Origin of the sequence: uncultured Senegalimassilia sp., from assembly GCF_934632265.1 — a bacterium.
Lineage (GTDB): Bacteria > Actinomycetota > Coriobacteriia > Coriobacteriales > Eggerthellaceae > Senegalimassilia.
Window position 1 is genome coordinate 19,835 of record NZ_CAKTYH010000004.1, and the last position, 23,129, is coordinate 42,963.

46 protein-coding genes are annotated in these 23,129 nt (G+C 61.5%); 8 read left to right on the top strand and 38 right to left on the bottom strand.

The features are described from left to right. Positions 1 to 49 precede the first annotated feature (49 nt). The 10 genes from Q0H50_RS00720 to Q0H50_RS00765 all read right to left on the bottom strand — a co-directional run bounded on the left by Q0H50_RS00720 (position 50) and on the right by Q0H50_RS00765 (position 7,302). Positions 50 to 259 (bottom strand): hypothetical protein, encoded by a 210-nt coding sequence (locus Q0H50_RS00720; RefSeq protein ID WP_294418282.1) that lies wholly within the window; start codon positions 257 to 259, stop codon positions 50 to 52. After that, entirely contained in the window at positions 256 to 1,779 is a 1,524-nt protein-coding gene (locus Q0H50_RS00725; protein WP_294418284.1) for a minor capsid protein, read from the bottom strand. The genes Q0H50_RS00720 and Q0H50_RS00725 overlap by 4 nt, the downstream gene beginning before the upstream one ends. After that, positions 1,772 to 2,203 (bottom strand): hypothetical protein, encoded by a 432-nt coding sequence (locus tag Q0H50_RS00730; RefSeq protein ID WP_294418286.1) that lies wholly within the window; start codon positions 2,201 to 2,203, stop codon positions 1,772 to 1,774. The genes Q0H50_RS00725 and Q0H50_RS00730 overlap by 8 nt, the downstream gene beginning before the upstream one ends. Then, positions 2,184 to 3,623: a phage portal protein gene (locus Q0H50_RS00735; RefSeq protein WP_294418289.1), complete on the bottom strand. Its 1,440-nt coding sequence runs from the start codon at positions 3,621 to 3,623 to the stop codon at positions 2,184 to 2,186. Before Q0H50_RS00735 ends, Q0H50_RS00730 begins: the two co-directional genes overlap by 20 nt. A 1-nt stretch (position 3,624) precedes the next feature. Then, entirely contained in the window at positions 3,625 to 4,902 is a 1,278-nt protein-coding gene (locus Q0H50_RS00740) for a hypothetical protein (RefSeq protein ID WP_294418293.1), read from the bottom strand. Further along, the gene (locus Q0H50_RS00745) at positions 4,886 to 5,299 is read right to left on the bottom strand and encodes a hypothetical protein (RefSeq protein ID WP_035136703.1); all 414 of its coding nucleotides are present in this window, start codon (positions 5,297 to 5,299) and stop codon (positions 4,886 to 4,888) included. Before Q0H50_RS00745 ends, Q0H50_RS00740 begins: the two co-directional genes overlap by 17 nt. A gap of 5 nt (positions 5,300 to 5,304) precedes the next feature. Next, positions 5,305 to 5,544, bottom strand: coding sequence for a hypothetical protein (locus Q0H50_RS00750; RefSeq protein ID WP_294418300.1), 240 nt, complete (start codon positions 5,542 to 5,544; stop codon positions 5,305 to 5,307). A 256-nt stretch (positions 5,545 to 5,800) separates the two neighbouring features. Continuing rightward, positions 5,801 to 6,379, bottom strand: a complete 579-nt coding sequence (locus Q0H50_RS00755) for a hypothetical protein (protein WP_294418301.1) — start codon at positions 6,377 to 6,379, stop codon at positions 5,801 to 5,803. Further along, positions 6,369 to 7,079 (bottom strand): phosphoadenosine phosphosulfate reductase, encoded by a 711-nt coding sequence (locus Q0H50_RS00760; protein ID WP_148334132.1) that lies wholly within the window; start codon positions 7,077 to 7,079, stop codon positions 6,369 to 6,371. The genes Q0H50_RS00755 and Q0H50_RS00760 overlap by 11 nt, the downstream gene beginning before the upstream one ends. Continuing rightward, a complete protein-coding gene (locus tag Q0H50_RS00765) occupies positions 7,036 to 7,302 on the bottom strand; it encodes a hypothetical protein (RefSeq protein WP_148334131.1) in 267 nt (88 codons plus the stop codon). Before Q0H50_RS00765 ends, Q0H50_RS00760 begins: the two co-directional genes overlap by 44 nt. Positions 7,303 to 7,524: 222 nt before the next feature. Here Q0H50_RS00765 and Q0H50_RS00770 point away from each other — a divergent pair, with 222 nt between their 5' ends. The 5 genes from Q0H50_RS00770 (at position 7,525) to Q0H50_RS00790 (ending at position 9,798) form a co-directional block, all read left to right on the top strand. Then, positions 7,525 to 8,058, top strand: a complete 534-nt coding sequence (locus tag Q0H50_RS00770; protein ID WP_294418307.1) for a hypothetical protein — start codon at positions 7,525 to 7,527, stop codon at positions 8,056 to 8,058. A 51-nt stretch (positions 8,059 to 8,109) separates the two neighbouring features. Next, positions 8,110 to 8,445, top strand: a complete 336-nt coding sequence (locus Q0H50_RS00775) for a DUF2958 domain-containing protein (protein WP_294418309.1) — start codon at positions 8,110 to 8,112, stop codon at positions 8,443 to 8,445. 49 nt (positions 8,446 to 8,494) lie between these two features. After that, a complete protein-coding gene (locus Q0H50_RS00780) occupies positions 8,495 to 9,148 on the top strand; it encodes a DUF2786 domain-containing protein (protein ID WP_294418311.1) in 654 nt (217 codons plus the stop codon). 94 nt (positions 9,149 to 9,242) lie between these two features. Continuing rightward, positions 9,243 to 9,566: a hypothetical protein gene (locus Q0H50_RS00785; RefSeq protein ID WP_294418313.1), complete on the top strand. Its 324-nt coding sequence runs from the start codon at positions 9,243 to 9,245 to the stop codon at positions 9,564 to 9,566. 10 nt (positions 9,567 to 9,576) lie between these two features. Continuing rightward, positions 9,577 to 9,798: a hypothetical protein gene (locus Q0H50_RS00790; RefSeq protein ID WP_294418315.1), complete on the top strand. Its 222-nt coding sequence runs from the start codon at positions 9,577 to 9,579 to the stop codon at positions 9,796 to 9,798. A 296-nt stretch (positions 9,799 to 10,094) separates the two neighbouring features. Here the strand turns inward: Q0H50_RS00790 and Q0H50_RS00795 are convergent, their stop codons facing one another. From Q0H50_RS00795 to Q0H50_RS00930, 28 genes are all read right to left on the bottom strand, one after another. Then, positions 10,095 to 10,634 carry a hypothetical protein gene (locus Q0H50_RS00795; RefSeq protein ID WP_294418316.1) on the bottom strand — a complete coding sequence of 180 codons (540 nt, stop codon included), beginning with the start codon at positions 10,632 to 10,634 and terminating at the stop codon, positions 10,095 to 10,097. 113 nt (positions 10,635 to 10,747) lie between these two features. Beyond that, complete coding sequence (locus tag Q0H50_RS00800) at positions 10,748 to 10,975, bottom strand: hypothetical protein (RefSeq protein WP_294418318.1); 228 nt, start codon at positions 10,973 to 10,975, stop codon at positions 10,748 to 10,750. 11 nt (positions 10,976 to 10,986) lie between these two features. Then, positions 10,987 to 11,115, bottom strand: a complete 129-nt coding sequence (locus Q0H50_RS00805; RefSeq protein WP_294418320.1) for a hypothetical protein — start codon at positions 11,113 to 11,115, stop codon at positions 10,987 to 10,989. After that, a complete protein-coding gene (locus Q0H50_RS00810) occupies positions 11,094 to 11,387 on the bottom strand; it encodes a hypothetical protein (protein ID WP_294418322.1) in 294 nt (97 codons plus the stop codon). Before Q0H50_RS00810 ends, Q0H50_RS00805 begins: the two co-directional genes overlap by 22 nt. Beyond that, entirely contained in the window at positions 11,384 to 11,716 is a 333-nt protein-coding gene (locus Q0H50_RS00815) for a DUF4406 domain-containing protein (protein ID WP_294418325.1), read from the bottom strand. The genes Q0H50_RS00810 and Q0H50_RS00815 overlap by 4 nt, the downstream gene beginning before the upstream one ends. Positions 11,717 to 11,885: 169 nt before the next feature. Next, positions 11,886 to 12,224, bottom strand: coding sequence for a DNA cytosine methyltransferase (locus Q0H50_RS00820; RefSeq protein WP_294418327.1), 339 nt, complete (start codon positions 12,222 to 12,224; stop codon positions 11,886 to 11,888). After that, a complete protein-coding gene (locus tag Q0H50_RS00825; protein WP_294418330.1) occupies positions 12,221 to 13,036 on the bottom strand; it encodes a DNA cytosine methyltransferase in 816 nt (271 codons plus the stop codon). The genes Q0H50_RS00820 and Q0H50_RS00825 overlap by 4 nt, the downstream gene beginning before the upstream one ends. Continuing rightward, positions 13,033 to 13,353: a hypothetical protein gene (locus Q0H50_RS00830; RefSeq protein ID WP_294418331.1), complete on the bottom strand. Its 321-nt coding sequence runs from the start codon at positions 13,351 to 13,353 to the stop codon at positions 13,033 to 13,035. Before Q0H50_RS00830 ends, Q0H50_RS00825 begins: the two co-directional genes overlap by 4 nt. After that, positions 13,350 to 13,598 (bottom strand): hypothetical protein, encoded by a 249-nt coding sequence (locus tag Q0H50_RS00835; RefSeq protein ID WP_294418333.1) that lies wholly within the window; start codon positions 13,596 to 13,598, stop codon positions 13,350 to 13,352. Before Q0H50_RS00835 ends, Q0H50_RS00830 begins: the two co-directional genes overlap by 4 nt. Next, a complete protein-coding gene (locus Q0H50_RS00840) occupies positions 13,567 to 13,776 on the bottom strand; it encodes a hypothetical protein (protein ID WP_035136683.1) in 210 nt (69 codons plus the stop codon). Before Q0H50_RS00840 ends, Q0H50_RS00835 begins: the two co-directional genes overlap by 32 nt. Further along, on the bottom strand, positions 13,773 to 14,003 hold the full coding sequence (locus tag Q0H50_RS00845; RefSeq protein ID WP_294418336.1) for a hypothetical protein: 231 nt from the start codon (positions 14,001 to 14,003) through the stop codon (positions 13,773 to 13,775). The genes Q0H50_RS00840 and Q0H50_RS00845 overlap by 4 nt, the downstream gene beginning before the upstream one ends. Then, entirely contained in the window at positions 14,000 to 14,215 is a 216-nt protein-coding gene (locus tag Q0H50_RS00850) for a hypothetical protein (RefSeq protein ID WP_294418338.1), read from the bottom strand. The genes Q0H50_RS00845 and Q0H50_RS00850 overlap by 4 nt, the downstream gene beginning before the upstream one ends. Next, the gene (locus tag Q0H50_RS00855) at positions 14,212 to 14,607 is read right to left on the bottom strand and encodes a hypothetical protein (RefSeq protein ID WP_278541288.1); all 396 of its coding nucleotides are present in this window, start codon (positions 14,605 to 14,607) and stop codon (positions 14,212 to 14,214) included. Before Q0H50_RS00855 ends, Q0H50_RS00850 begins: the two co-directional genes overlap by 4 nt. A 3-nt stretch (positions 14,608 to 14,610) precedes the next feature. Then, positions 14,611 to 15,048 carry a hypothetical protein gene (locus Q0H50_RS00860; protein WP_294418343.1) on the bottom strand — a complete coding sequence of 146 codons (438 nt, stop codon included), beginning with the start codon at positions 15,046 to 15,048 and terminating at the stop codon, positions 14,611 to 14,613. Positions 15,049 to 15,062: 14 nt separating this feature from the next. After that, positions 15,063 to 15,776 (bottom strand): ATP-binding protein, encoded by a 714-nt coding sequence (locus Q0H50_RS00865; RefSeq protein ID WP_035136676.1) that lies wholly within the window; start codon positions 15,774 to 15,776, stop codon positions 15,063 to 15,065. After that, on the bottom strand, positions 15,754 to 16,368 hold the full coding sequence (locus tag Q0H50_RS00870) for a hypothetical protein (RefSeq protein WP_035136675.1): 615 nt from the start codon (positions 16,366 to 16,368) through the stop codon (positions 15,754 to 15,756). The genes Q0H50_RS00865 and Q0H50_RS00870 overlap by 23 nt, the downstream gene beginning before the upstream one ends. A gap of 36 nt (positions 16,369 to 16,404) precedes the next feature. Next, positions 16,405 to 16,944 carry a single-stranded DNA-binding protein gene (locus Q0H50_RS00875; protein WP_294418347.1) on the bottom strand — a complete coding sequence of 180 codons (540 nt, stop codon included), beginning with the start codon at positions 16,942 to 16,944 and terminating at the stop codon, positions 16,405 to 16,407. Continuing rightward, positions 16,945 to 17,292 carry a hypothetical protein gene (locus tag Q0H50_RS00880; protein ID WP_035136673.1) on the bottom strand — a complete coding sequence of 116 codons (348 nt, stop codon included), beginning with the start codon at positions 17,290 to 17,292 and terminating at the stop codon, positions 16,945 to 16,947. It abuts the gene before it with no gap. Positions 17,293 to 17,295: 3 nt separating this feature from the next. Then, positions 17,296 to 17,865, bottom strand: a complete 570-nt coding sequence (locus tag Q0H50_RS00885; protein WP_294418350.1) for an ERF family protein — start codon at positions 17,863 to 17,865, stop codon at positions 17,296 to 17,298. A 3-nt stretch (positions 17,866 to 17,868) separates the two neighbouring features. Then, positions 17,869 to 18,852, bottom strand: coding sequence for a DUF1351 domain-containing protein (locus tag Q0H50_RS00890; protein ID WP_294418352.1), 984 nt, complete (start codon positions 18,850 to 18,852; stop codon positions 17,869 to 17,871). Beyond that, positions 18,845 to 19,048 carry a hypothetical protein gene (locus Q0H50_RS00895; protein WP_178414780.1) on the bottom strand — a complete coding sequence of 68 codons (204 nt, stop codon included), beginning with the start codon at positions 19,046 to 19,048 and terminating at the stop codon, positions 18,845 to 18,847. The genes Q0H50_RS00890 and Q0H50_RS00895 overlap by 8 nt, the downstream gene beginning before the upstream one ends. An 11-nt stretch (positions 19,049 to 19,059) precedes the next feature. Then, positions 19,060 to 19,377, bottom strand: coding sequence for a hypothetical protein (locus Q0H50_RS00900; RefSeq protein WP_294418359.1), 318 nt, complete (start codon positions 19,375 to 19,377; stop codon positions 19,060 to 19,062). Continuing rightward, entirely contained in the window at positions 19,374 to 19,835 is a 462-nt protein-coding gene (locus Q0H50_RS00905) for a RusA family crossover junction endodeoxyribonuclease (protein WP_294418361.1), read from the bottom strand. Before Q0H50_RS00905 ends, Q0H50_RS00900 begins: the two co-directional genes overlap by 4 nt. Beyond that, positions 19,832 to 20,167, bottom strand: a complete 336-nt coding sequence (locus tag Q0H50_RS00910) for a hypothetical protein (RefSeq protein WP_294418362.1) — start codon at positions 20,165 to 20,167, stop codon at positions 19,832 to 19,834. Before Q0H50_RS00910 ends, Q0H50_RS00905 begins: the two co-directional genes overlap by 4 nt. Beyond that, a complete protein-coding gene (locus Q0H50_RS00915) occupies positions 20,160 to 20,444 on the bottom strand; it encodes a hypothetical protein (protein ID WP_294418365.1) in 285 nt (94 codons plus the stop codon). Before Q0H50_RS00915 ends, Q0H50_RS00910 begins: the two co-directional genes overlap by 8 nt. 34 nt (positions 20,445 to 20,478) lie before the next feature. Beyond that, on the bottom strand, positions 20,479 to 20,853 hold the full coding sequence (locus Q0H50_RS00920; RefSeq protein WP_035136664.1) for a hypothetical protein: 375 nt from the start codon (positions 20,851 to 20,853) through the stop codon (positions 20,479 to 20,481). After that, positions 20,850 to 20,981 (bottom strand): hypothetical protein, encoded by a 132-nt coding sequence (locus Q0H50_RS00925; RefSeq protein ID WP_294418369.1) that lies wholly within the window; start codon positions 20,979 to 20,981, stop codon positions 20,850 to 20,852. The genes Q0H50_RS00920 and Q0H50_RS00925 overlap by 4 nt, the downstream gene beginning before the upstream one ends. Beyond that, complete coding sequence (locus Q0H50_RS00930; protein WP_052043979.1) at positions 20,981 to 21,187, bottom strand: helix-turn-helix transcriptional regulator; 207 nt, start codon at positions 21,185 to 21,187, stop codon at positions 20,981 to 20,983. Before Q0H50_RS00930 ends, Q0H50_RS00925 begins: the two co-directional genes overlap by 1 nt. Before the next feature lie 132 nt (positions 21,188 to 21,319). On the opposite strand from Q0H50_RS00930, the gene Q0H50_RS00935 reads away from it, so the two are divergent. The 3 genes from Q0H50_RS00935 to Q0H50_RS00945 form a co-directional block, all read left to right on the top strand. Then, positions 21,320 to 21,550 (top strand): helix-turn-helix transcriptional regulator, encoded by a 231-nt coding sequence (locus Q0H50_RS00935; protein WP_294418371.1) that lies wholly within the window; start codon positions 21,320 to 21,322, stop codon positions 21,548 to 21,550. A gap of 2 nt (positions 21,551 to 21,552) precedes the next feature. Further along, positions 21,553 to 21,834 (top strand): hypothetical protein, encoded by a 282-nt coding sequence (locus Q0H50_RS00940; protein ID WP_294418373.1) that lies wholly within the window; start codon positions 21,553 to 21,555, stop codon positions 21,832 to 21,834. 90 nt (positions 21,835 to 21,924) lie between these two features. Beyond that, positions 21,925 to 23,129, top strand: a 1,205-nt coding sequence (locus Q0H50_RS00945) for a recombinase family protein (protein WP_294418374.1), incomplete at its 3' end; no start/stop codon positions are given.

Here is a 23,129-nt window from a genome sequence, read left to right on the forward strand (position 1 = left end):
CTTGATTGTGCCGTTGGGGTGAGATGCCTATTCGGTTTTCGCCTGTTTGCTATCGGTGCAGCGCCTTGTCGCGCTTTCTTATAATCGCCTCGGCCTCTTCCTGGCCAATCTCGTCTAGCCATAGGTCGCCGCTTTGCGTTCCGAACACCTCTGTGTCGAATACCCAGCGCCCGAGCGTGAAATCGTAGGTCTCGCACACCATCTGTTTCGCATCGAAGCGCGATACGCGCCTGCGGGAGTCGTCGGTGTAGTAAATCATTTGCGAACCTCCTCGATATTCGGCGGCGTCTTTATTTTCGCGGCGTTGTCGGCCATCTCGCGGCGAAGCTCCCACTTGCGCTCAAGCGGGGTGTCCTCAAGCCGCTCCTCCTCGTAGAGCGCGTGGTTGCGCTCCTTCACGTCGAGGCTCTGCTTCGTGTGGAACTGAAGCTCGAACTTGAAGCCGTCGGGCGTCTCGAACTGGGTGTTGACGCCTCGGTAGGCGCTTGCCGCGTCTCCGAGCGTATTCTTGACCTTGACCACAGTATAGCCCGCCTTCTCAAGCGCCTGCCTGATGCGCGCGAACTCGTCAGCAAACGACTCCACGGGCAGCACGTAGGTGTAGCGCAGCACATCGTTTATGCCATCGGATGCCTCCTTCTCGCTCACGTCGAGCTTGTGCGAGTCCGTTCGGATCTTCCGCGCAAGCGACTGCTGGCCCTTGAGCCTGAAATCAAGCCCGGCCAGCGCCGAGCCGGCGCGTTGCAGCGATTCGAGTAGGGACGTGGTGGCGGGTTCTCGAACCATGGCGTTTGATCGCAGCGTCATGGCGTGGGTCGCCGAATCGCCGCCGCGCTTTGCAACGTAATCGTCGATCCACTTGTCCCAGTCGGCAACCGCAAGGGTGTACGAGCAGCGGCACCACGGGTGCATCGGCGGGAAGTTCGTGCCCGGCATGCGCTCGGAGAACTTCGCCGGGTGCTGCTTCTGGTAGGCCTCAAGCTCGCGGCACACCTCGCAGGCCCTGCCGTCGTGGATGCACGACAGCGCGTAGCTGTCGAACTCCGACTCGTGCACGCGTGCCTGCGCCTCGTTGAAAAGGTACGTTCCCTCTGTGTACACGAGGCGCATGGCGGTCTTCGCGCCGCTGTGGTTGAGCCTCTGGCGAAGCTCGCGCGAGATCTCGTCGTACGAGGCGCCGCGTGCGATCAGCTTTGAGAAGTCGTCGTTGAGGTAGCTCGCCAGCTTCTCGCGGTTCGCCCAGATGTTGGCCGAGAAGTCTCCGCCCGCCGCCCAGGCAGCTCCGACCGTCGCACGCACGACCTCGGAGTCGTAGCGGTAGAACTCCTTGCCGAAGCCCAGCTCCTCGGCGGCGATGTTTGCGGCACGCCGCGCCTGCTCCTCGAAGTGCCTGCGGAACTCCTCCTGCTCGATCGCGCCGATCTCAAGCTGCTGCAAGCGTATCTGCATCTGGATAGCCTCAAGCTCGTTCAGGCGGTAGATGCTCTCGCGCACAGGCATGAGGTCGGCGTACTGCGGATACTTCTTGGCGAACTCGTCCATGCGCTCCATGAGCAGCGTGTGGTCTTCCGCGCTGATGGATTGCAGCAGGCGGCGGTACTCGATCACCTTGTCCTCGCCGTACTTGGCGTAGTAGGCCGCTATCATGCGGTCGAGCTTCGCCGCCTCGGATGCGTAGACCTTGGAAAGCCGCCTTGACAGGTCGGCCTCGTCCTTGGTCAGCTGCTGCAAGAACTCGTCGCGCCTCTCGCGCCAGTATTCGTCGCTCGGCTTACTCATTGGAAAGCAACAGCTCGATGATCTTGTCCTTGGTGGCGTTCTTCGGTATCTTCACGCCGCTGTTGCGGGCAAGTTCGCGCAGGTCGTTGAGCTTCATGCTGCCAAGCTCGCCGCTGTCCTCTGCCGGCTGCTCCTTGGCTTCGGTTTCGCCTGGCTGCTCGGCAGGCGTGACGGCATCCGTTTCCTGCTGTGGTTCATTTGGCGCTGTCTCGGGCTGCTTGATGCTGTAGGTGGTCATATCGACTAGGCCGTAGATGCTCACGAGGTCTTCGCGCACGTATCCGCCCATCGTCAGCTCAACCCAGCCGTCGGCGACGGACTCCACCCGCGCCGCCGTCATGTTTCCCATGGTGCCGATGATCTCGCCGCCCGGCTCCTCGCGGATGGCAAGCTGCTTGCCTCGGCTATAGGTCGCTACCTTCATCGTTGGTTCCTTCCTCTTGGTTGGTCTCGATCGTTCGGTTGGTTGGATAGCCATCGCTCACCGCGTTGGCCTTCTCCTCCTGCTCGTCGCGCTTGCGCTGTATCTCGGCTTTGGGATCGCTCACGCAGGAGAGCACGGAAAGCTGCGTTTCCTCGGACACGATGCCCGAGAGCTGCCCGGCAACCGATGCCTCGCTCTGTAAGTCGTCGGGCATGTTGCGGTGCATGGTCACATCGACCATCTGCCAATCGTCGCCGCTGAATCCCTGGCTCAACGGATAGGCGGCTAGGAGCTTCAGGCGCTCCTGCACGCCGCGCTTGAACTTGCGGTCTTTCTTGCGGGCGAGGTTGCTCATGGGCATCATGCGCATCTTGAGCGCTATGCCGGAGGCGGTGACGAAGCTGTCGGAAGTGATGTCGGGCACCATCGCCATCTTGAAGATCAGCTGCTCAAGGCGGTTGATAAGGTTCTCCTGCACGGAGTCGGCGTTGGGCTTCGCCAGGAACACCACGTCAAGGCCCTCCAAGGACTCGCCGAAGAGGTTGATCACCTTGTTCTCGCGGATGTTCACCAGCTCGTCATCGGTAAGCTCTTTGCCCTTGACCACGAGGTAGCAGTCGCTGAAGTACTCCACGTCGTTCGCCTTCTCGGAAAGCACGGCGTTGTACTGCTCGACCATGGAAAGCACGCCCTCGTAGAGGCCGCGCCCCTTGGTGTTCTGGCGGAAGTCGACGGCGGGCACGCTGCCGAAGCTGTGGCCCTCGGCCTCGCCGAACTCCAAGCCGGCATCGCCGCGCCTGAACGGCACGACCTCGTGGGCATCGGAATAGCTGCCCTTGATAGCGCCGTCATCGCCGTAGAACCAGCGGACGAAGAACATCGGGCGCTTCAGCACGGAATCGTCGTAGACCATGAACGACGTGAGCGGCGACACCGCGATTGATCGCGGCAGGCCCTCTTCGTCTTGGTACAGCATCTCGTAGGCATGGCCGAACTTCGACGCCATCTCCGACAATTCAGCGTCCACGTCCTCCTGGAAGTTTCTCGCCGTATAGTCGGCGATGAACGCCTCCACGGCCTTCTTGCGCCCATCGTCCTCGCCCTTGACCGAAAGCGTCATGGGCACGCCGATGTAGTAGCCCTCGAACGTGTCCGTGATGGTGTAGCAGAAGTCGGCAGACAGGCGGTTGTTCGGCTTGTAGCCGGGCTTCTTGCGCCATGATCGGTCGAAGATCGCGTAGTGCGTGTCGTACACCTTGTCCAGGTACTCGTAGCGCGGCTTGTGGTCTTGCTCGAACTCGTCAACCAGGCGCTGAAGCAGCTCCTCGGTCATCTCGGTTCCAGCGGGCAGGCGGAAGTCGTCGGTGGACGGCTCTCGCTGCATTTGGTCGTAGTAGAAAGAATGGAACTCGTGGCTCAAATCAGATACCCCCCTTGAAGGTTTTTATGCCGGGTCGGTTCTCCCATTGCCTGATCGCGGACGCCAGGGAGTCGGGCATGTCGTCGTGCGCGGCGTTCTCGTTGTAGTCGAGCACCTGGTTCAGCGCCTCTGCGTCAAGCGGGTACTCGTCGCAGTCGAGGAAGCGCACGTTCTGCCACTCGCTGCGCAGGTGCGTGCTGATCTTCAGGTACTTGTTCTCCTTCTCCTGGTATCCCACGCACGGCCTGCCGCGCTTTAGGATGCCCTTGCGCAGGTACCCCTTGTCGGCGTTCATCTCGCAGTGGATCGAGCCTATGCGCAGCGCCTTGCAAATCCCGATGATCTCGTCCAGGCAGTCGTCCACGTGCTTGTGCCACATGCGGATGAGGCAGTACCAGATGCCGCCCCTGTTGCATATGGCCGTGAAGGCCGTGAAGTCAGCGCCCCCGTAGCTCGCGTCGATGTGGCCTATGCCGTCTCGCAGAAGCTCAGGCTCCTTGAAGAACTTGGCGTTGGTGAACATGGCGTCCTCGTCGGCGATGTGCTTCAGCTCGTAGTTGGCGGCGAACAGCGACGGCGACATGCTCGCCCGCACCTGTTCGATCTCCTCGCGGCTCATGAGGCCCGTCTGCCAGCAGTCCCAGCGGCGGATGTTCGGCATCAGCTGGAACGCGTCGTCCTTGTGCCACGGCGTGCCCGTGTTGAAGATGCGCCCGCCACGGTTTCGGATGTTCTGCAACTCCTGGTAGATCAGCTTGATGCGCTCGCGCTCCGCCGCCGACACGCGATCCTTCACGTTCACGATGTCGTCTGTGAACACGCGGTCTGCGTGCTTGCCGGTCAGCGACCCTCCGCATCCCAGGCCTAGCAGCTGCGGAGCGCCCGACACGCCCTGCTTGAGGTTGGTGGATACGGATGACTGCGTGGCCCTCGTAAGCTCAAGCTCCACGCCGTAGAGCATGCGCACGATGCCGCGGAAGTAGTCGGTTTGCAGCACGTTTGCCGTGGCCGCCATGACCTCCGCCACGTCGTCGTCCGTCTTGCGCAGGAACATGGATCGCAGGCCGGGGAACAGCACGATGATGAACGCGAACGAGATGCCTAGGCACGTGGTCTTGAAGCTGCCACGGTGCGCCTGGATCGTCTCGTCGTCGGTGCCGAAAACCATGTCCTTGATCCACTCGTTGTGCAAAGACGTCAGCTTGTCGAATCCGATGTGCACGGCGATATCCACGGGGCAGTCGTACACCAGGTCGATCAGGTCAGCCCTTGTCGGCATTGCGCTTCGCCTCGATGAGCTTGCCGATCTCGTCGCAAGCGGCCCCGATGTCGGCGGACACCTCGATCTGCTCCACGGGCTTCTCGCCTGCGGTGTCGCGCAGGAACTGGATGGCGGCTATGTCGCCGCGCATCGCCTTCTTGGCGACCTTGAGGATCGAGATCTCGGAAACCGTGAGCTTGCGGTCGGGGTAGTCCTCGAAGCTCAGGCCCTCCAAGTCGTCCAGCTGCGCGTCCGTTCCCTCGAACGGCATGTGCAGCACGATCTTGGCTATCTCCTGCATCTGCTTCTTCTCGCGGCGCTTCTTCGCAGCCGCCTTGCCGGCCTTCGATGCTGCGGCCTTGCGCTGCTCTGCGGTCTGATCCCTCTTGGGCTTGATGAGGTTCTGGTCGTTCACGGCGATCAGTCCTCGAACGTGAGGCCCATGAAGGCCAGGCGCTTGTGAAGCTCGGCCAGTGCCCCGAAGTCGTTGGAGCCGTAGACGAGGGCGTGGACGATGGCCGTGTCCATGACGTACTGCCACTGGCGGTCGTCCCAATGGTCGCTGCAACGGTTTGAGCGCCACGCCTCGAACCACTCGACGGTCTCCTTGGGCCAGTCTGTGTCTTCGGGCAGCGTCGGCTTGTCCTTCTTCGCGGCCATTTCAGCTCCTCTCTATCGGTTGTCGTTTTCAGATGGAAAGGGCGCAACGGCTAGCGCTGCGCCCGGGTGCCCCCTCTAGTAGGAGGAGCGGCCAGAAGAGCTGCCACGGCTGCGGCTGAACGCAGAGCGGACTCGGTTGGCGATGTTGCCTGCTGCGGCACGGATGCGACCGAACATGCCTGCCTCCTCTCGTTTTCGGGAACAAAAAAGGCGACCCGTAGGTCGCCTTAGATTCTCCTATGCGCGTGAGATTGGCCTATTCGCCCATGGCTCCAAGGATCTTCGAGCCGTCCATGTACAGGTCGCCGTACTTGGCAAGCGCGTACTCCCTGATGAAGCTCTCAAGGTCGTCTGAATCGCGGAACACGCACACAACGTGGTAGACGCTGCTCCAGACGTTCTCGTAGTAGGGCTTCACCTCGATCGCCTGGAAAGCCTTGAGGATTGCGTTCGCCTCGGCGAAGCTGTCGGCTTCGAGGTCACCCGTGGGCTCGATCCCCGCGAGCGGGTTCGGCACGGGCGTGCCCTTCTGCTCCTTGGGCTTGAACTGCCGCTTGTTCTGCAAGCCGATTCGCTCGGTGAACACGGGGCGGATGACGTCGCCGTAAGTCCAGCCGTCCTCGTCGGCCTTTACCAGGTCGGCGAACTTGTCCCTATCGGCCTGGTCGTGGAAGCAGAAGCAGATCCAGAAGCCGGAATCGACGGCCATCTGGAAGCGCTTCTCCTCGCGCTTCTCGCGGTCTCGGTACTCCTTCTGGTGGTCGGTGAGCTGCGCTGCCTCAACGGCCCTCTTCTCGGCCTTCGCCTCCTGCGGCTTCTCGAACTTAAAGCCCATAGTGCGCCCACCTCTTCTCGTCGGCCTCGATGAACGGGTACCACTGCTTGACCACCTCGAAGTCCTTCGGGCGCTTCTCGCGCAAGGGCTTCATGAATCGCATGTCCAGGCCGTCGAAGCTTCGCCCGAACAGCTCGTAGTCGGGCGGCAGGCCGATTCCGCGCCTATCGATCGCCGCCATCACTTCAGATTTCGTCCAGTCGGCAACCACCGACGCCTTGCGCGTGGTGAGCTTCATGAGGCCGTGCTTGGTGAGGCTCGCGCGGCGGTAGGGGTTGTCGCAGGCGCGAACGCCATCGCAGAACCACGTGTCCTCTGGAAGCCCGAGGTCTTCCAGGATGAACGGGCGCATGTCGTCGTAGCCGAACACGGGCATGTTCGCCGCTTCGATCACGTCGCAATGCTCGGGGCTTTGGAACACGCAGTTGTTGAGCGTCCTCGACCACCTGGGATGCGGGTACTGGTGGATCTTCACGCCGAAAACGCCCTCGATCGTCTTCACGTTGTGCTCGACCATCGGAAGGCCTGGGATGGACCAGTAGTAGATGGGCACTACCTCGATACCCTCGTCCTCAAGCGCGATCCACGCTGCCAGCGAGTCCTTGCCAAGCGAGCAGGACAGCACGACGGGCCGTCCCTCCTCCTTGAGCTTGCGCCTAACCTCGGCGCTTGTTGGCTGGCCCTTGATTATCGTCGGCATCGTCACTCCTCTCGGTTATCTCTATCGGCTCTCCCGAGCCGTCGAGCACGAGCTTAAAGCCCATGTGAGAAGCCATCTCGGCCAGGCCGGACGCTCCGAGGTCGGAACCTTGCTTGAGCGTGTTCCCGATGTAGTTGCGGCTCTTGCCCATCGCCTTGGAAAGCGCGTACATGCTCATGCCCGAGCGGTCGAGCATTTCCCTAAGCGCCTCTGTTGGTGTCATTCACCCTCCCTTCAGATCTGATCACTATTGCACATGATTATAGCACAGTAGCTAAAGTGCTAGCACATTTATTATTGTGTGCATATTGTGTGGCCCAGTAGCTATTGTGCAATTCTCACTTATGCACAGTAACTATTGTGCAATACTATCAACTGTCAGCAGGGGCCACAGAGGCCACCAGGAAGCCGACAGGCACCTACAAAACAGAAGAGAGGTAAGCAGATGGCAGAGCAAGAGAGCTTGGATCTGATGGTGAGTGGTCAGCTGGTAAGCAACCACACGATTTTGGCAATTGTCGAGGGCATGAGAGCACGAGGCTACTTCAGGAAAGGCTCACAGGGCCGAAAGGATGGCCTAGAGCTTGCAACAGCCCTGAAGCTTGTTAACGAGTACATGGCCTACCCAGACCTTGGAAGGTACACAGTGGAGGCCATGAAGCACAGGCCGATAAACGAGATCCCCCGAGCCGATTACGAGCAGGTGGAAATCATGAGGGCTTGTGATAACTGGCTGGCCCAGATTACCGAGGCATTCAAGACCAACAGCGACGAAGAGACCATTATCTACATGGTAAGGGATCTTCGAAAGCAGGTCATAGCCGACGGCATGGAGGCAGGAAGCCTGAAAGTGCGGAAGTACTTCGGGAAGCACGGCTTCTACTACCTGGACGATCAGGGCAAGTGGCAAAACGCCAAGAACGTCGATTGGAACATCGGCGAGATCAACCCCATCAGACCGGCAGAGCAAGCAGCCTAAAGGAGAGGCCCCGAAAAGGGGCCTCAACCAACACACACAGGAGATCATACCATGCAAAAGCTCATGACCAAAGAACTACAGCGCAAGCTCCCGCCCCTCTACTCGCAGGACGGAAAGAAGTCCGAGACCGTGGTATACGGCCACTGGTTCAGCTGCCTCAACGGCTGGGACTTCTACGCCACCGAGTACGACGAGGAGAGCGGGGACATGTTCGGGTTCGTCTTCGGGGCATTCCCGGAGATGGGCTACTTCAACCTGGCAGAGCTTGAGGAGATCAACCGAAAGTACGGGATGAACTTCTTCGAGCGCGACGCCTATTTCAAGCCGGCGAAGGTAACCGAAATCCCGAGGATAGCCGATCAGTTCGGCTACCTCTGGGAGAAGTAACGAAACACGACCGGGAGGGGCTGCGGCCCCTCCCCGATGGGAGGCAGACATGGACAGGCAGAAGATCATCGAGAAGATCAAGAAGCTTCGCGAGCACAGCGTGGAGAACGGCTGCAACGAAGCCGAGGCGATCCAGTTCGCCCTCAAGGCCCAGCGCCTGATCGCGGACAACGACGTGGAGGAATGGGAGCTTGCCGACGAGGTGAAGCAGGTGACCGAGACCGCCACGGCGCGAACCGCGAAAGCATGGGCGCCGAGCCTCGCATCGGTGATCGCCGACAACTTCCGGTGTAGGGTGTACCAGCGCAGGGTGACCGACCGCAAGTACGAGTACGTGTTCGTCGGATGGAAGGCCGACGGCGAGGCGGCTGAGATCGTCTACCAGAACCTGCTTGAGGTGGGCGACAAGCTGGCGCACGAGTACGAGGACTTCGCCTATACCGACCCCAACGCCTACTCGAACTTCATCGTGGGGTTCGTGGACGGCGTGAAAACCGAGCTTGAGAAGCAGAGCTTCGAGCTGATGATCGTCTGCCCGTCCGAGGTGAGCGACTACTTCGAGGGCCTAGACCTTGGCCGATCCACGAGGCGAGGCCCGAGGGCCACAAACAGGGACAGCATCAGCAGGGGCCAGGCAGCGGGGCGCGACGCGGTGCGCAGCCGCCGCATGGATGCACCGAGGGCAGGGCTTCTCACAGCCTAGCAGGTGAGCACAGGGGCAGGGCTTGAGGCCTTGCCCCGATCACGAAACGAGGCATTAAACCACGAGGCACGATCACATAGGGAGGCATTAAACCATGGTCAAGCAGGGCGACATATTCACAAGGGAAGGCCTTTTCTACCAGGTGACCAGGGCCACAGCGAAAACAGCCACGATCAAGCCCATAAGGGCCGAGTTCGTGGGACACGCAGACCCCTGGGGATGGGAAAGGGAGTACATGCCGGTACCCGGTGAGTTTATCGACGACGACCCGATCATGGGCAGGAAGGCCAGCGCCGAGGGGAAACGCCTCAAGATCCACGACTACAGCGCGGCAAAGAACATGCCGACCCTCGTTCTCGGGGGCGAAAATCTCTACCTATGGGACGGCGAACCCAGCATTTTCGACACCTACGACTAAGGAGGGAGCAATGCGCAACTCAAGACGATACACTTGCATCATAAGACACAGCGGCGGCTTCGACGGCGGCTGCGGCGGCATCTACGAGAGGGAGCACAGCTACTACTCGACGCACAGGGCAGGCAGCAAGGCGAACGAGGAGGACGCCATAACCACATGGCACAGGCGGAACGGCTACACCGGATGGTGCGAGGTCGTGCCAGGTACTGCGAGGATCGACGAGGAGGGCTAGCGATGGAAGCACGAGAGCCGAAACAGTGGGCCGAGATCCTGAAGATCTTGAAAGATGCCAGGGAAGACCTAGGGAAGGCCATAGGGGCAGAGAAGCCCATAGCCGAGGGGATCGCATACAGGCGATAGCAGGAAGGCCCCGGGGATACCCCGAGGCCTTTTGTTGTGGCTAGCAAATCCCCCATATAGACATGATCCACCTAAGCAGCAGCGACACGAGGCCGACGAACAGCAACAGGCAGGCGCATATAGAGCCTACTAGCACGATCCAGGTTATGACCTTCTGTGCGCGCGCCACTATTCGGCACCCCCCATCGCCTTGCACCTTTTCACCAGATGCTTGCACATCATGATCCCGGCGGTGACGTTATGTACGTTTGCCATGTCCTGCCCGATAACCTGCTCGCAGTACCCGATCGGCGACATCGCGCTATCGTGTTCGATCGCCTCCCACGAGTCGCTGGACTTCTGTCTCACCTCAATGGGCACGAAAACGAAACGCTTGCACTTCTCGCGCGTGCACTGGCTCCCACGATCGACCATGCCGGTTATGCGCCCGCGCTTGCGGTTGCGATCCTCGCAGTCCCACAGGGCAAGGCGCAGGTCGTCGCACCCGACCGCAGCGGCCATGTTGCAGCATGCCTGGATCATGTCGCAAAGCTCGGCGATGAGGTCGCTGGAATCGCTGAAGGTGTCCTTATCGAGCTTCTGCCAAACGCCGAAGACCTCCGCAGCCTCTTCCAAGACTTTCATAGCCTGGGCCTTACCGCATTCCACGTTGTCGAACACTGCCACGCTGCCAAGTTCCACCGTGTTCTGGTAGGTATCGTCAAACATCTATCCTCCAATGATCATGCGGGCCAGCGATACCGCCGCCCACAGCGTAAGTCCGTCTATTAGCAGGGATGCCGCTATCACGAGCAGACATCCCCGGTTGCATCCTGGGCGGCTCATTCGTCCTCCCACCTGACGGTTCCATCGTCGTACTCGGCCTTGAGCCAGTCCAGATACTCGCCCCATGAGCCGAAGTCCCGCACCCAGCGCGATTCGAACGCGCACGTGGTGAAGGGGTTGCACTCGCTCAACGAGATTTTGAACCGCCGCCCGTCGCGCATCATGCGCACCTCCATGCGCATCGCGGCCTCGGGCGTGCCGAAGTACCGCTCCAAGTTAGTCAATCCGCCACCTCCTACCAGCAGGCGAGCAGGGCCAGAAGCACCAGCCCCGCCGCCAGCATGCGGATCGCGTAAAGCTCAATGGACAGCACCGCCAGCAGCAGCGCCACGGCAAGCGCGGCTAGGGCTTGAAGTGCTCGCAAGCTATCTCGCCCCCGTCCCTCAGATGATCGAGCGCCCAGTCCACGGCCTTGTTAGCCGTGTCTGCCATGCTCTTGCCCGTAAGCTCCTCGTTGGCGATCGCGGCCTCAAGTTCAAGGACGCACACGCCGTCGTCTCCGTCGGCGGGATTGAACCACCTGCACTCGCAGCACGGCTCAGGCTCCTCCCGGTTCCACGGCGCGTTCGGGTCTCCCTCGAAGCAGCCTGGCGGCAGGTTCCAGCCGCTATGAGGTTCGCAGTCTGCCATGCTCATGAGGCATCACCGCGACACGGGAGGTCGTACCCGATGATCTCAAGGTCGTAGGCCACGGCTGCGGCACGCTCGACCTTGCAGCCACGGGCGTTCTCCCAGCCCTCGCACAGGTACACGGCGTCGCATTCGGCCATCTTCGCGAGGCTCTGGCTTATGTAGTACAGCGGCACGTTCACCACCTTGGGCGGAACCGTGAGGCCGTCCTTGAAGTACGTGTTAACGACCTCGTAGCCGCGCTTCTCAAGCTCCGCAACGGCCTTGGCTCGTTCCTCTTCGATCTGCTTCTCGCCAAGCCCGTTCATGGGCTGGACGATCATCGCCTTCTTCATTTCTGCTCCTCTCGCACGTTGCTATAGTCGATTTCGTCGCGGCACTTTTCGCAGACCTCGCCGACGCGCTTCTTGTTGTCCTTCCAAAATTCGCGCGGGTAGCACGTGAAAAACGGATTGAGGTACGTTCTGCCGCATCGGGCGCACGTCCATTCATACGGGTCGCAGCTCACGAGATCTCACCCGCCTCGGCCATGGCGATCCTCTCGCCGATCCATCGCATCACGGGCACGGCCATGCTGTTGCCGATCGCCTTGTAGCGAGGGCCGTCCGGGCACTCGTCTGCGGGCTTGCCGCGATAGGGAATCTTCGTCCAATCACTGGGGAAGCCTTGCAGCCGCTCGCACTCGCGCGGCGTGAGCCTTCGCACAACCATGTCTCCTCCTTCCTCGCTGAAAAGCGTCTGAGTGTTGCTGGTGGAGAGGGTGAGCGACACTTCATCGCTCACCAACGCGCCCTTGCCGCCACCCGCGCATCCGCAGCGGACGAGCAGCGTGCAGGCGCTCATATGCACACCGACGGCGCGTCGCCGCCCACCTTGAGCGTGCCCACCATGTCGTATCCGATCGCCGTGTTGGCGTTGAGGTCGGCCATCGTTATCGGCTCGTCGATGGGGTACACGGCTGGGTTGTGCCAGTCTGCGGTTAGCGTGGGGGACTGCTCGGGTTCCGCGCCTACTCCTCCCGCGCCTGCTCCCTGGTGGTACTTGAAGCCTGCGCTACGAGGGCTTCTTCCAGCCTCTTCGGCAAGGCTCGCCCTCTTTTCCGCGCTCGATTCAAGATCCCCTCGCATGCTCTCCGGCTCAATGAGTACGCCGACGGGGGGGCAGGCTCCAAGATGTCCGACAAGAAAGAGACGGCGGCGTCTTTGGGCCACTCCGAAAAATTGCGCATCGAGTATGCGCCACGCCAGGCCGTACCCGAGCTTGTCCATTTCGGACAGGAGCTGTCGGAAAGCCTCCCCATTCTCGCTTGAGAGCGCTCCCGGGACGTTTTCCCAAAGAAACCATCGAGGACGTATCTCACGTACCGCCCGAATGTACTCGAACATGAGTCCTGACTCACCTTGCAACCCCTCCCGTTTGCCCGCGATCGAGAAGGACTGGCACGGGCTTCCGCCAACCACCAGATCCACCTTGTTGCGGTACTTCTTCCAGTTCATCTTGGTAACGTCGCCGATATTCGGAACCTCTGGGTACCGCTCGGCCAACACGGCGCTGGGGAACTCGTCGAACTCGGCGAAGCACGCAGGCTCCCAGCCAAGCGGCTCCCACGCCACGGTTGCGGCCTCTATGCCGCTGAAAAGCGAGACGTACTTCATTGGTGCGCCCCCAATGCTTGCTCGACGAGCATGAAGAAGCGGCGCTCGGCGTTGTCCGACGGGTTGCGCTTTCGCATGTCGGCGATCTTCAGCAGCTCGTCTTCCTCATAATGGGTGGCGTCCCAATCGACCTCGGGCCAGTCGTAGCAGGAGCAGTGCCAGCCCTCAAGCAAGATGTAGCCTTTGTCGTAATAGTCATCGCTTCTATCGCCGGCATAGATCAGCATGTAGCGCTCTTCGCTGTAATCGGGCTCGCTTTGGGCCGCGCAGATGATGCGCCACGGCTCGATAGTTTTCGGCGCCTCGACGGTTTTCATGACTCGTCACCGTCCTCGGCCTTTGGCGGTTTCTGCTCGAATCGACACCACCTGGTTCCGCGCACGAGGCGAGATTTCGCGATGGCGTAGGTCTCGCCTTTCATTCGCTCCGTGTAGTCGCGGAACGCCGGGCATGCGCAATAGATCATCGTGCCGTCGAAAGGCTTGAATCTCGAATGCATGCACTTGATGCATGACGGCGTTCTGTACTTCCTAATCTCCCTGATCGTGTTCTTGATCTTCATGAGCCTTCACCTCGTTTCTCCCGTGAATGAACCGCTGCACCTCAACGCTGCAATCGCGGCACAGGTCGAAGCTCTCGATTTCGCTGGGCCAAAGCGCCCCACGGAACGTGCCGTGGGGGTCGTCGCCGATAATCAACTCGCCGCATTTGTCGCAGCGCATGCACTTGACCTTGCTCATGCGCCATCGCCTCCGAGCTTCGCGCCGCACATCGGGCAGTAGCTGATGTCCTTCGTGTAGCAGTAGTCGCCGTTGTAGAGGCTGATGCCGATCACGTACGGCTCCTTCGCGGGGCCTTCCTTGCCGAGCACGCACAGGCGCTCTACCGATATGTCGTCGATGTCGCAGGCGCGGCCCTCTGCACTGGCGAACAGGGTTCGCCCTTCCTCGCAGTACTCGCAGCTCATGCCATCACCCCCGCGAGGCATCCGGGGAATGTGCCCGTCAGGTCGATGCACGTGCCGTCATCGTCGACGGCGAAGCACTGGTAGCTGTCCTCGGTCATGGCCTCGACCTGCTTCAGCGCGTCCTCTCGCGTCTCGGCCTCGCCGATCTTGATGCCAGCCCTGTAGGCGCTCGCGTAGCTCTGGCAAAGCGAGCGCTCGTAGATCCCTATCATTCCTGGCCCGCCTTCCACTCGTTGACCAGCTCGTCGTACTCCTCTCGGAACTCTGGCTCGAAATAGGCGATGAACTCGCTCTTGGTCATGCCGCAGCGCAGGCTTGAGTAGCCGACGTGCTCGATGCACCAGTCAGAGAACGGAATGAGCTTGCCGCCGTCGTCCACGCTCGTGCGGTAGCCGGTGCCGTCGCGGTAGAGCTTACGGCGGCCTTCCTTGCGGATGGCCTGCTCGACCTTCGAGGCATCGCGCTCGCCGCGCTCCATGAGCTTGCCGCGCAGCTCCTCTGCCTCGTCCTGCGCCTGCTCAAGCTTGCCGCGCAGCCAATCGCGCTCAGCCCGCGCCTGCTCCAACTGGTCGAGCACGTACTGCTCGCATGTCTTGATCTCCATGGGTTACATCCCTTCACGTATCATCTCGTTGCCGTCACGGTCTGTGATCAGCCAATATCCGTATTCGTAGAGGCCAGGGCTGTGCGGCTCGTAGACCTGCAACAGCTGGCCCGTCCACCAGGCCTCCTCGTAGACCGGATGCCGCCAGCGCCACTCGGCCTTGAGCCGCGCTCCGCCGTGGAACTTGTCGTGGCATCCGGTGGTGCCGCTGCCGCAGAGGCAGAACAGCGGGCTTCGCAAGTCCCAGGTGCCGCACGGCGTCACCAGGCGGAAAATCTCGCCCCAAGAGCGGTGCGCCACGTGGTGGACGCTTCCCGCACGCCCGCCGCAGACGCAGCATCGGGGCGAAAGCGCCTCGTAGGCCTTTCCATGGGTGTAGTGCGCCCCCAGGTGAGGCTTGCCGTAAAGCTCGGCTCGCTCCTTGGGGTAGCCGCGAAGCACCCCTGCATCGAGGATCATTGCAACCTCCCGTCCGGGCCGTCGAAGTGCACGACCCTCGCGCCGCCCCTGAGCCGCGACACGATGGCCTTGGCGGTGTCGGGGTCTCCCTGCTCGGCGAGCCTGCGCACGAGGTCGCTTGGCTTGTACTGCGTTGTTACCAGCGTGGGCAGCATCGCGGAGTAGCGCTGGTCAATCAAGCTGAAAAGGCTGTCGAGCACGAAGCCCGTCGGCCTGCGCTTGCCCAGGTCGTCCACGATCAGGTAGCGCACCTCGGCGTAGCGCTTGAGCGGGTCGCCGCCGTCGTGGAAGCTGCGCTGGATTTCGTCGAGGATGCGGTACATCGGGGCCATGAGCACCGACCGCTTGCCTCCCGCAAGGCGCTTGGCCACGGCTGCGGCGCACGTGGTCTTGCGCGTTCCCACGTCGCCCCATAGGTACACCCACTGGCCGTTCTTCATGCCGTCGGCGATCTCGGCGGCCAAGGGGTGGTCGAGGCTCATGTAGCGCTCGGGAACGCCGGCGCGCTTCCAGTCGTGCATGGCCTTGTCCTGAACCGCCTTGCGTGCGGCCTCCGCCTCGACCTGGCGCTCCTTCTCGCGCTCGGCCTCGGCGCCCGCGCAGCCGCACTGCTCGTAGCCGCAGAACAGCGTCCGCCCAGCGAGCCGCGTGGTGCGGGCCTTGAGGGTCGCGCCGCAGTGCGGGCACTCAGTCGTAGGCCGAAAATCCATCGTCTGGCACCTCCTTCGCAATGCCGTTTTTGGGCTTCGAGGTGCGCAGCCATCGGCGCACCGTTGCCTTCCAATCCTTCATCGGCTGTTTGCCGACATGCCATCCGTTTGACTCGTAGTAGTCGCAGAAGTACTCGGGATCGAAGTCGATGGCGCGGAGGTCGAGGTTCTTCGTTGCGGCGTATTGCTGGGCATACTCGGACACCTCGGCAGGGGAAGGGGCGCGGAAACGCGCCGCCTTCCTTTTCTCCTTAGCTCCTTCCTTATCTACTTCTCTATCTCTTTCTCTATCTGGGAGGGGTTTCGTAGACCCTTCCGCAGCATCGTTCGTAGCGTCTTCCGTAGGCTCGTTCGTAGGCTTCGAATCGCTGTACCGATTAGCCACGTTTGCGGCGTTCGTCCTGCTTTTCGAAATGCGCCCCTCGCAGCCCTTGAAAACCTTCATTCCGCTCTCGCTCAAACCCTTCGGTTCGATGCCTTCGAAGAAGTAGTCGAGCAGGGCCGTGTTCACCTTCCTTCGTTCGGCCTCCGGTAGAAGCGTCGTGAGGTCGTAGAAGGTGCGGTAGAAGTTCATCCGCTTTTCCTCAGCCATCGCCTTCACCGCCGATTTCCGCTCGCACGATGGCTCCTAAAACGGGATGTCGCCGTCGTACAGGCTTTCCTGGGCGGGCGGCATGGGCGCTTGCTGCGGCGCGTACTGTGCGGGCGCCTGCTGGTAGCCCTGCGGTGCCGTCGGGGCTTGCTGGTAGGCCTGCTGCGCGTTCCACTGCTGCGGCGCCGCCTGCGGGGCGGGCTGCGGCGCGTACTGCTGCTGGTATCCCTGCGGCGCTTGCTGGCCCTGCTTCTGGCTCATGAGCTCGATCTCGTCCACGATCACCTCAAGCTTGGATCGGCGCTGGCCGTCCTTGTCCCAGCTCGAATAGCGCAGCTTGCCCTCGATGGCCACCTTCATGCCCTTGTGCAGGATGCGGCCCATGCTCTCGGCGCGGTTGCCGAACATCGTGCAGTCCACGAAGTTCGGGTAGTCTTCCCACTCGCCGGTTTGCTGGTTGCGGCGGCGGTCGTTGACGGCCACGCCGAAGCCCAGAACCTGCATGCCGCCCTGGGTAGCCCGCAGCTCGGGGTCGCGGGTCAAGTTGCCGCTGATGTTCACTCGGTTGATCGACATTTAGTAACTCCCTTCGCCCGTCCCGTTGGACCAGGTGCGCTTTATGTCCTCGTCGACGGTTCGGATCTTGAGCTTGTACACGTTTATCGCCTCTTGGCTCGCCTTGTAGAGCGCTTCGGAGCAGTCCCTGCGCTGCTTCAGCTCGGCTATGTCCTCCCGGCCTCGGCAGAGGTCGCTTATCACCGTCACGGGCGTTCCCTTGGATCGCTCCTCAAGAATCGCGATGCGCAGCGCCTTGCGGTACTCGGCCTCGTTCTCGGCGTACTGGCTTCCGCTGTTGCGCAGCGCCTGAAGCTCGTCCATGAGCCTGTCGAAGAGCTGCATGCGCTCGGCGTAGAGGTCTTGCATGGCCTACACGACCTGCCATGCGGGGGACGGGCAGCACTCGGGGTTCGCCTTGAACTGCTCGTACTGCTGGCGGCTCTCGAAGACGTAGGAGGTGCCGCAGCTCTTGCACTTGGCGATGAACTGGCCAAACTCTGGCGGCTCCTTCTCGGCGTGCTTCTCGGTTCCCATGAGCGTGTCTGGGTCTGAGGTGCCATCGATGTCGAACGCTCCGCAAAGCGCGTACTTTCTGGCATAGCTGGATGCGCTGCCCGTGACCTGCGCCTCGTTCATTCCCTTCTGGCTCAAAGGCTCGCGGGCGTAGGCCGTCACGTCCATGGGATCGCCGTGGCCGTCCTCGAAGAACAGGCGGCACGTGGCCTCGACGTAGTAGCGCTCGCCGATCTGCACGATGCTGTCGTTGAGCGTGAAGGCTATGCCCGCCTCCTTGCACGGCTCCTTGAGCGCCGCCACGATGTCCTCCATCGAGCGGTAGTAGAAGTTGCCGTGGGCGTTGTAGCGTGCTTTAGGCACAACTACGGATCGCTGCACCTGGGCCACGGCCTCGGCCAGCGTCATGTGCTTGTCTTCTGCCATCGTCTACTCCATCCTCGCCGCCACCTGGGCTGGCGTGCCCCGGCGGATGCTTCCGGTGATTCCCTGCGCCTTGAGTACGGATGCGAGCGCCTGCATCTGCGATCGCGTGGCGCTCGGCACCTCGACCGTCCACGCCTCCAAAGGCTCCGCGACCGGTGCTGGCATGGGTGCCGGCATTGGTGCGGGCATTGGCACTGGCGCGGGCATCGGCTCAGGCTCGGGCGCTGCGATCGGCTCTGGCTCAGGCTCTGGTTCAGGTTCAGGCTCCGGCTCAGGCTCGGGTGCCATGGCCGCCTTCAGCTCGGCGATTCGCTGGTCTTCCTCGTCGGCCAGACGCGCCGCGTTCAAGGCGGCTCCGAGGTCGAGCGTGCGGAAGAACTCGCGCTCCGCGTCGGCGTAGTGCGGCATCGCCTCCTGCTGGGCCTTGAGCGTTTCCCAGTCTCTGGCCACGTCGGACACCTTGGCCTCAAGCGCCTGCTGCGCCTTGATCTCGCCGAAGGTCTTGTTGAGCCACTGCGGCTCATGCAGGCGCTCGTAGGGGACGACCGGCGCGAGCAGCCCCGCGAACTCCTCGTAGTGCTGCTGTAGGCGCGAGTAGAGCGCGTCCTTGCGCGTCTGCTCGGCCTCGTCAAGCTGCGCCTTGATGGCATCGGTTGACTCGTCGATGATGGCCGTGATCTGCTTGCAGCGCCTCTCGAATGCGTCGAGCGGCTTGTTGTACTCGCGCTTCACGGCCTTGCGGCGCTCGTCGATCTCCTTCTTGATGCCGTTGAGGTAGCTGCGGTCGTGCTTGGCCTCCTTGACGGCCTGGGCGCTCGCGAGGTCGTAGGTGGCGCCCTCGTACTCGGCCACGACCTTCTTCACGTGGGCCTCCAACGCGTCCATGTTCGAAGCGATAGTGGCCTCGGTGTAGGTGACCTCAAGCGTGGTGGCCTCGGCCTCGATGACCTCTGCCTCGACCTGCTGCGGTTCGGTTTCCTTAGCCATAGATCTCGCCCGTCTCGTCGTCGAAGTCCATGGCCTGCTGCTGCTCAGCCACGGTGAGCAAAACCGTCTTGCCGCTCTGCTTGATGATGCGGAAGGCGTCGGCGTTGTCGGTCAGGATCTCGAATTGCAGGGTCGCAACGCTGCCCTTCACGGTGGCCTGCTTGAACTGCGCCTGGATGGTGGCTTCGTTGATCATGTCGTTACCTCCTATTTGATGCCGAGAACGGCGGCAAGGAACGCGCGACCGAACTCGCGCTCTTCCTCGCTGACGGGCTTGATCTTGTCGGCGATGAACTCGCGGCTCTTGGCGACGCACTTCTCGTCGATCCTGGAAAGCCCGGCCTCGCAAAGCGCGATCATCACGTGGTAGGCGTTTGCCGCCGTCTCGCCGTCGTTGTTGTCAGGATGCGTGGCGTCGAACATGAGGTTGTTCGCGATGCAGGCGGCGTGGTCGAGCACTGCTTTGTGGAACTTGGTCCCGTGGAAGTCCTCAAAGCCGTTCTCTTCGAAGTATTTGGCGTTCATTTCTTCTCCTTCACGTACTCCTCGACGAAGTACTCGATGTAGATGTCTATGCGCGGCTGTGTGCCGTATGGGCTTCTTGGCCGCTTGGTGACGGCTCCCGTATCGACCTGCGAATCGTCCTTGAAGGCGATCCCGTTGAGCGCGTCGCAGGCGAGCTTGCCCAGGTTGTCCCAGTCGGGCTTGCCGAGGTCGGCGCGGCCCTCCCAGTACTTGGGGTTGCTCTTCGCGAGCGGCCTGGTGGTCGAGATCCGCATCACAACCGGGCCGTCGTGGTCGGCGAATGTCTCGCCGTATGCCGCGCGGAACGCGTCCTTGATGGCCTTCTCGGCCTTGAGCGTCTTGGTCGGCGTGTAGGTGCGGTGGTTGCGGTAGTCGGTCATAGGGCGCTGTTTTCCGACAAGCTGGGCGGGGTGCATGGTGATGTGCGCCGTGGCCGCAAGGGTGCGCTGCCAGCTCATTCGGAAAACCCATCGCTCTGGCTGCGGTGCTTGTTGAAGGCTCCGCGCAGCTCCGGGTATCGCGCCTCCATGATTCGGGCAAGGGCGGGGGCTATGCCGTTCTTGCAGCCGACGTGCAGCTCGTTGCGCACCATGTTCACCAGGTAGTTGATCGACACGTAGCCCTTCTCCTTGAGGCGGCGGGCGTTGGAGAGCATGAACCGCCACGCCTCGGGGTTGGCCTCGATCCACTTCTTGGCCTCGGCAACGTCCTGCTCGCCAGCCATGCCCAGGCCGAAGATCTCAAGCTGGTTGCTCTGGGGTTTGGGGCGGTATCTCTCGTCGTTACGCATTGAGCACCGCCATGCTGCCCACGGCTCGCTGGGCGTCGGCAACGGCCTGGTCCATCGTGGGGATGACCCAGAGCCAGAGCACGGCGAGGAAGACCATGAGGGCCGCGAGGAAGCCGACCATGACGCCCGCCTTGAACTGTGAGCGCTCAAGCTGCTCCTGCGCCGTCGGGCGCTTGCCCTCGAATGGTATGATGGACGCAGCCTCTTTCGAGGCGGCTACGTAGCGGGTGCCCGAAGTGTGGTAGCGGGGGGCGCTCGCTTTCTTTTTTGTCTGCATTTCCGTTCTCCTTCTGGTGTTTTCGCAGGTCAGGTTAACCGTGGCTTTTTCCGTGGCTATTTTTCTTTTTCTTAGCCCGGCTTTTCGCGCTGTAGAAGCACTGGCGCGTGCGGTTGTTCCTGATCTCCCTTGAGGCCTCTTCCTTCATGGCCTCTGCTTGTTCTGCCAGGTCTGCCATGTGAAGTTCCTTCGTGCACTCGATGCACCAGCCGTTGATGCGGTTGAGCGGTCGAAACGTCCACTGCCCGCAATGGGGGCACTGCCTGCGCTTGCGCAGCGAGATGCCGCACTTCCGCGCCTGCCACTCGACCGAATCAACCGATCGCCCCAGGGCCTTGGCAATAGCCGCCGCACCTTCGCCTGCGTGCTCTTCGAGGTAACGAAGTTCACGTGTAGACCATTGCCTCATGCCGTCTTCTTCTCTCCTTTCTCCCATTCGCGGTACACCTGCTTGATCGTCGAGCACATGGTGTCGAAAGCGACCTCACGGGCGGTCTTGGGCTCGTTCTCTTGATTTCGCTTGGAATCGTCTGGCATTAGGCCACCGTCCTGTTTTCCGTCAGCCCGAGCAGGTAGTCTGCCGAACAATGGAATAGGCGCGTCATGGCAATGAGCTTCGAGCTGGGGATTTCGCCACCGCTCTCGTATGCGGCAATAGTTGCACGGCTCTTCAGATCGAGCTTGCTTGCTAGTCCCTCCTGGCTCAGGCCGATACGGACGCGTTCACTTGCGATTGGGTTCATTAGCACCTCCACTTCACTATCTGTGAACTTCACAATTAGTGAATATAGAAGAACATAGGACTTTTTGCAAGTAGATAATTCACTATCTGTAAAGTTTTTTGTACAATATGCCCATGGAGTAAGGAGGACACGGTGGGCACACGTCTTAAAGAAACGCGGCTTAAATATGGCAAGAAACAGCCTGAGGTGGCTGAAGTGCTCGGTATCGGCGTACCGGCTTACTCAATGATGGAAAGCGGCCAGCGCGAGATCAACTCGTCGAAGCTCATAAAGCTTGCCGAGTTCTACGGATGTTCGGTCGATGAGTTATTGGGAACGTGGTACTGGCACGAAGTCGAGAGCCAGCGTAAAGGTAAGGAGTAGCTATGGGGATGTTCAACAAAAGCGCCGCAAAGAAGATGGCGAGCGATGCGGAGGGCTTCATCGTCAACGACGGCAAGCTTCACGCGCTCGTGTTCCAGGTGGCTGGCAAGGCCGTGTTCTCCACGGGCACGCAGTTCGAGGACAAGGTAACCGAGCGCCTGGACGGCGCATTGGCACGCGTGCAGGAAAGCGGTTGTCAGGTCGTTGACGTGAAGATGTCTGCGTGCGCCAACTCGCGCGACACGGACATGATCCTCTACAGCTTCACCGTTCTCTACCGCTAGAAAAAAGAAGAAGCCCCACGGGGTCATAGCGCTGCAACGCTGCCCGCGGGACTTTCCTAAAGAACCTCTGAAAGGAGGCCGTTTCCAATTATGCCAAAAACTGCGGTGATATACGCCCGCTTTTCGTGCAATAAGCAGCGCGAGGCCTCTATCGACGACCAGCTGCGCATCTGCCGCCAGTGGTGCCAGCGCGAGAAGTACGCCATCGTGGCGGAATACTGCGACTATGCCATAAGCGGGCGCACCGACGACCGCCCCGAGTTTCAGCGCATGGTAGCCAACGCGGGTGAGAGCGACATAGTGCTCGTGTACATGATGGATCGCTTCAGCCGTGGGGAGTACGACGCGCCCATATACAAGCGCGAGCTTGCCCAGCACGGCGTGAAGCTCGTCTCGGCGCTTGAGCAGATACCTGATTCGCCCGAGGGCATCATCTACGAGAAGCTGCTTGAGGGCCTTGCGGCGTGCGAGTCGAAGAAGACCGCGATCCGCACGAGGCGCGGCATGGAGGGAAACGCGCTCAAGTGCAAGACCAACGGCGTGCGCGTGTTCGGCTACGCCAGCAACGAGGCCGACGAGTACGTGATCAACGAGGACGAGGCCGCTTTCGTGCGCGAGGCGTTCAAGCGGCGCATAGCAAAGGAGACCACCAACTCGATAGCTCGCGACTTCGCGGCACGCGGGGTCAAGACCTCGCAGGGAAACCCGTGCGGCTACTCGATGGTCGAGCGGATGGTGAAGAACCGGAAGTACACGGGGCGCTACGAGTGGGGCGGCGTTGTCAAAGAGGGCGGCATGCCCGCGATCATCGACGAGGTGACGTTCATGGAGGCACAGGGCATACGCGCGGCCAAGGAGCGCAGCGCGGAGAGCTGGGGCGACTTCGCCCTTTCCGGCAAGGCGATCTGCGCGGGCTGCGGGCGCAACCTGCAAGGCGTGAGCGGGCGCGGGCGCAAGAACGTGAAATACGAGTACTACCGCTGCCACGACGGCTGCGTGAGGCCCGTGCGGCGCGAGGAGCTTGAGGGCGAGATCGTCAAGGCGCTGCGGGCGCTCCTGCAAGACCGCGAGGAGGCCTTGAGGATAGCCCGCATGGTTGCGGAAAGCTCGGACGGCGCGGAGGTGGCGGCGAGGCGCAAGCAGGCCGCCCAATCGCTCTCGGCCGCCGAGCGCGGCCTGAAGAACATCCTCAACGCCATCGAGCAGGGCATAATCGCCCCGGGCGTGAAGGAGCGCATAGCGGAGCTTGAGCACCAGCGCGACCGCGCCAAGCTCGACCTTGAGGCGATCAGGGA

Coding starts and splice junctions, on each gene's coding strand:
- Q0H50_RS00845 (WP_294418336.1), bottom strand. CDS start 14,003: ATGAGCTGCGAGTACTGCGAGGAAGGGCGAACCCTGTTCGCCAGTGCA.
- Q0H50_RS00785 (WP_294418313.1), top strand. CDS start 9,243: ATGGTCAAGCAGGGCGACATATTCACAAGGGAAGGCCTTTTCTACCAG.
- Q0H50_RS00895 (WP_178414780.1), bottom strand. CDS start 19,048: ATGATCAACGAAGCCACCATCCAGGCGCAGTTCAAGCAGGCCACCGTG.
- Q0H50_RS00930 (WP_052043979.1), bottom strand. CDS start 21,187: ATGAACCCAATCGCAAGTGAACGCGTCCGTATCGGCCTGAGCCAGGAG.
- Q0H50_RS00875 (WP_294418347.1), bottom strand. CDS start 16,944: ATGTCGATCAACCGAGTGAACATCAGCGGCAACTTGACCCGCGACCCC.
- Q0H50_RS00755 (WP_294418301.1), bottom strand. CDS start 6,379: ATGGGCTTTAAGTTCGAGAAGCCGCAGGAGGCGAAGGCCGAGAAGAGG.
- Q0H50_RS00775 (WP_294418309.1), top strand. CDS start 8,110: ATGCAAAAGCTCATGACCAAAGAACTACAGCGCAAGCTCCCGCCCCTC.
- Q0H50_RS00890 (WP_294418352.1), bottom strand. CDS start 18,852: ATGGCTAAGGAAACCGAACCGCAGCAGGTCGAGGCAGAGGTCATCGAG.
- Q0H50_RS00910 (WP_294418362.1), bottom strand. CDS start 20,167: ATGCGTAACGACGAGAGATACCGCCCCAAACCCCAGAGCAACCAGCTT.
- Q0H50_RS00940 (WP_294418373.1), top strand. CDS start 21,553: ATGGGGATGTTCAACAAAAGCGCCGCAAAGAAGATGGCGAGCGATGCG.
- Q0H50_RS00810 (WP_294418322.1), bottom strand. CDS start 11,387: ATGAGCATGGCAGACTGCGAACCTCATAGCGGCTGGAACCTGCCGCCA.
- Q0H50_RS00790 (WP_294418315.1), top strand. CDS start 9,577: ATGCGCAACTCAAGACGATACACTTGCATCATAAGACACAGCGGCGGC.
- Q0H50_RS00765 (WP_148334131.1), bottom strand. CDS start 7,302: ATGACACCAACAGAGGCGCTTAGGGAAATGCTCGACCGCTCGGGCATG.
- Q0H50_RS00915 (WP_294418365.1), bottom strand. CDS start 20,444: ATGCAGACAAAAAAGAAAGCGAGCGCCCCCCGCTACCACACTTCGGGC.
- Q0H50_RS00770 (WP_294418307.1), top strand. CDS start 7,525: ATGGCAGAGCAAGAGAGCTTGGATCTGATGGTGAGTGGTCAGCTGGTA.
- Q0H50_RS00815 (WP_294418325.1), bottom strand. CDS start 11,716: ATGAAGAAGGCGATGATCGTCCAGCCCATGAACGGGCTTGGCGAGAAG.
- Q0H50_RS00835 (WP_294418333.1), bottom strand. CDS start 13,598: ATGAAGATCAAGAACACGATCAGGGAGATTAGGAAGTACAGAACGCCG.
- Q0H50_RS00820 (WP_294418327.1), bottom strand. CDS start 12,224: ATGAGCGCCTGCACGCTGCTCGTCCGCTGCGGATGCGCGGGTGGCGGC.
- Q0H50_RS00905 (WP_294418361.1), bottom strand. CDS start 19,835: ATGAGCTGGCAGCGCACCCTTGCGGCCACGGCGCACATCACCATGCAC.
- Q0H50_RS00795 (WP_294418316.1), bottom strand. CDS start 10,634: ATGTTTGACGATACCTACCAGAACACGGTGGAACTTGGCAGCGTGGCA.
- Q0H50_RS00870 (WP_035136675.1), bottom strand. CDS start 16,368: ATGGCTGAGGAAAAGCGGATGAACTTCTACCGCACCTTCTACGACCTC.
- Q0H50_RS00740 (WP_294418293.1), bottom strand. CDS start 4,902: ATGCCGACAAGGGCTGACCTGATCGACCTGGTGTACGACTGCCCCGTG.
- Q0H50_RS00780 (WP_294418311.1), top strand. CDS start 8,495: ATGGACAGGCAGAAGATCATCGAGAAGATCAAGAAGCTTCGCGAGCAC.
- Q0H50_RS00720 (WP_294418282.1), bottom strand. CDS start 259: ATGATTTACTACACCGACGACTCCCGCAGGCGCGTATCGCGCTTCGAT.
- Q0H50_RS00855 (WP_278541288.1), bottom strand. CDS start 14,607: ATGGAGATCAAGACATGCGAGCAGTACGTGCTCGACCAGTTGGAGCAG.
- Q0H50_RS00925 (WP_294418369.1), bottom strand. CDS start 20,981: ATGCCAGACGATTCCAAGCGAAATCAAGAGAACGAGCCCAAGACCGCC.
- Q0H50_RS00840 (WP_035136683.1), bottom strand. CDS start 13,776: ATGAGCAAGGTCAAGTGCATGCGCTGCGACAAATGCGGCGAGTTGATT.
- Q0H50_RS00760 (WP_148334132.1), bottom strand. CDS start 7,079: ATGCCGACGATAATCAAGGGCCAGCCAACAAGCGCCGAGGTTAGGCGC.
- Q0H50_RS00880 (WP_035136673.1), bottom strand. CDS start 17,292: ATGCAAGACCTCTACGCCGAGCGCATGCAGCTCTTCGACAGGCTCATG.
- Q0H50_RS00730 (WP_294418286.1), bottom strand. CDS start 2,203: ATGAAGGTAGCGACCTATAGCCGAGGCAAGCAGCTTGCCATCCGCGAG.
- Q0H50_RS00825 (WP_294418330.1), bottom strand. CDS start 13,036: ATGAAGTACGTCTCGCTTTTCAGCGGCATAGAGGCCGCAACCGTGGCG.
- Q0H50_RS00725 (WP_294418284.1), bottom strand. CDS start 1,779: ATGAGTAAGCCGAGCGACGAATACTGGCGCGAGAGGCGCGACGAGTTC.
- Q0H50_RS00850 (WP_294418338.1), bottom strand. CDS start 14,215: ATGATAGGGATCTACGAGCGCTCGCTTTGCCAGAGCTACGCGAGCGCC.
- Q0H50_RS00900 (WP_294418359.1), bottom strand. CDS start 19,377: ATGAACGCCAAATACTTCGAAGAGAACGGCTTTGAGGACTTCCACGGG.
- Q0H50_RS00920 (WP_035136664.1), bottom strand. CDS start 20,853: ATGAGGCAATGGTCTACACGTGAACTTCGTTACCTCGAAGAGCACGCA.
- Q0H50_RS00830 (WP_294418331.1), bottom strand. CDS start 13,353: ATGAAAACCGTCGAGGCGCCGAAAACTATCGAGCCGTGGCGCATCATC.
- Q0H50_RS00885 (WP_294418350.1), bottom strand. CDS start 17,865: ATGGCAGAAGACAAGCACATGACGCTGGCCGAGGCCGTGGCCCAGGTG.
- Q0H50_RS00750 (WP_294418300.1), bottom strand. CDS start 5,544: ATGGCCGCGAAGAAGGACAAGCCGACGCTGCCCGAAGACACAGACTGG.
- Q0H50_RS00865 (WP_035136676.1), bottom strand. CDS start 15,776: ATGGATTTTCGGCCTACGACTGAGTGCCCGCACTGCGGCGCGACCCTC.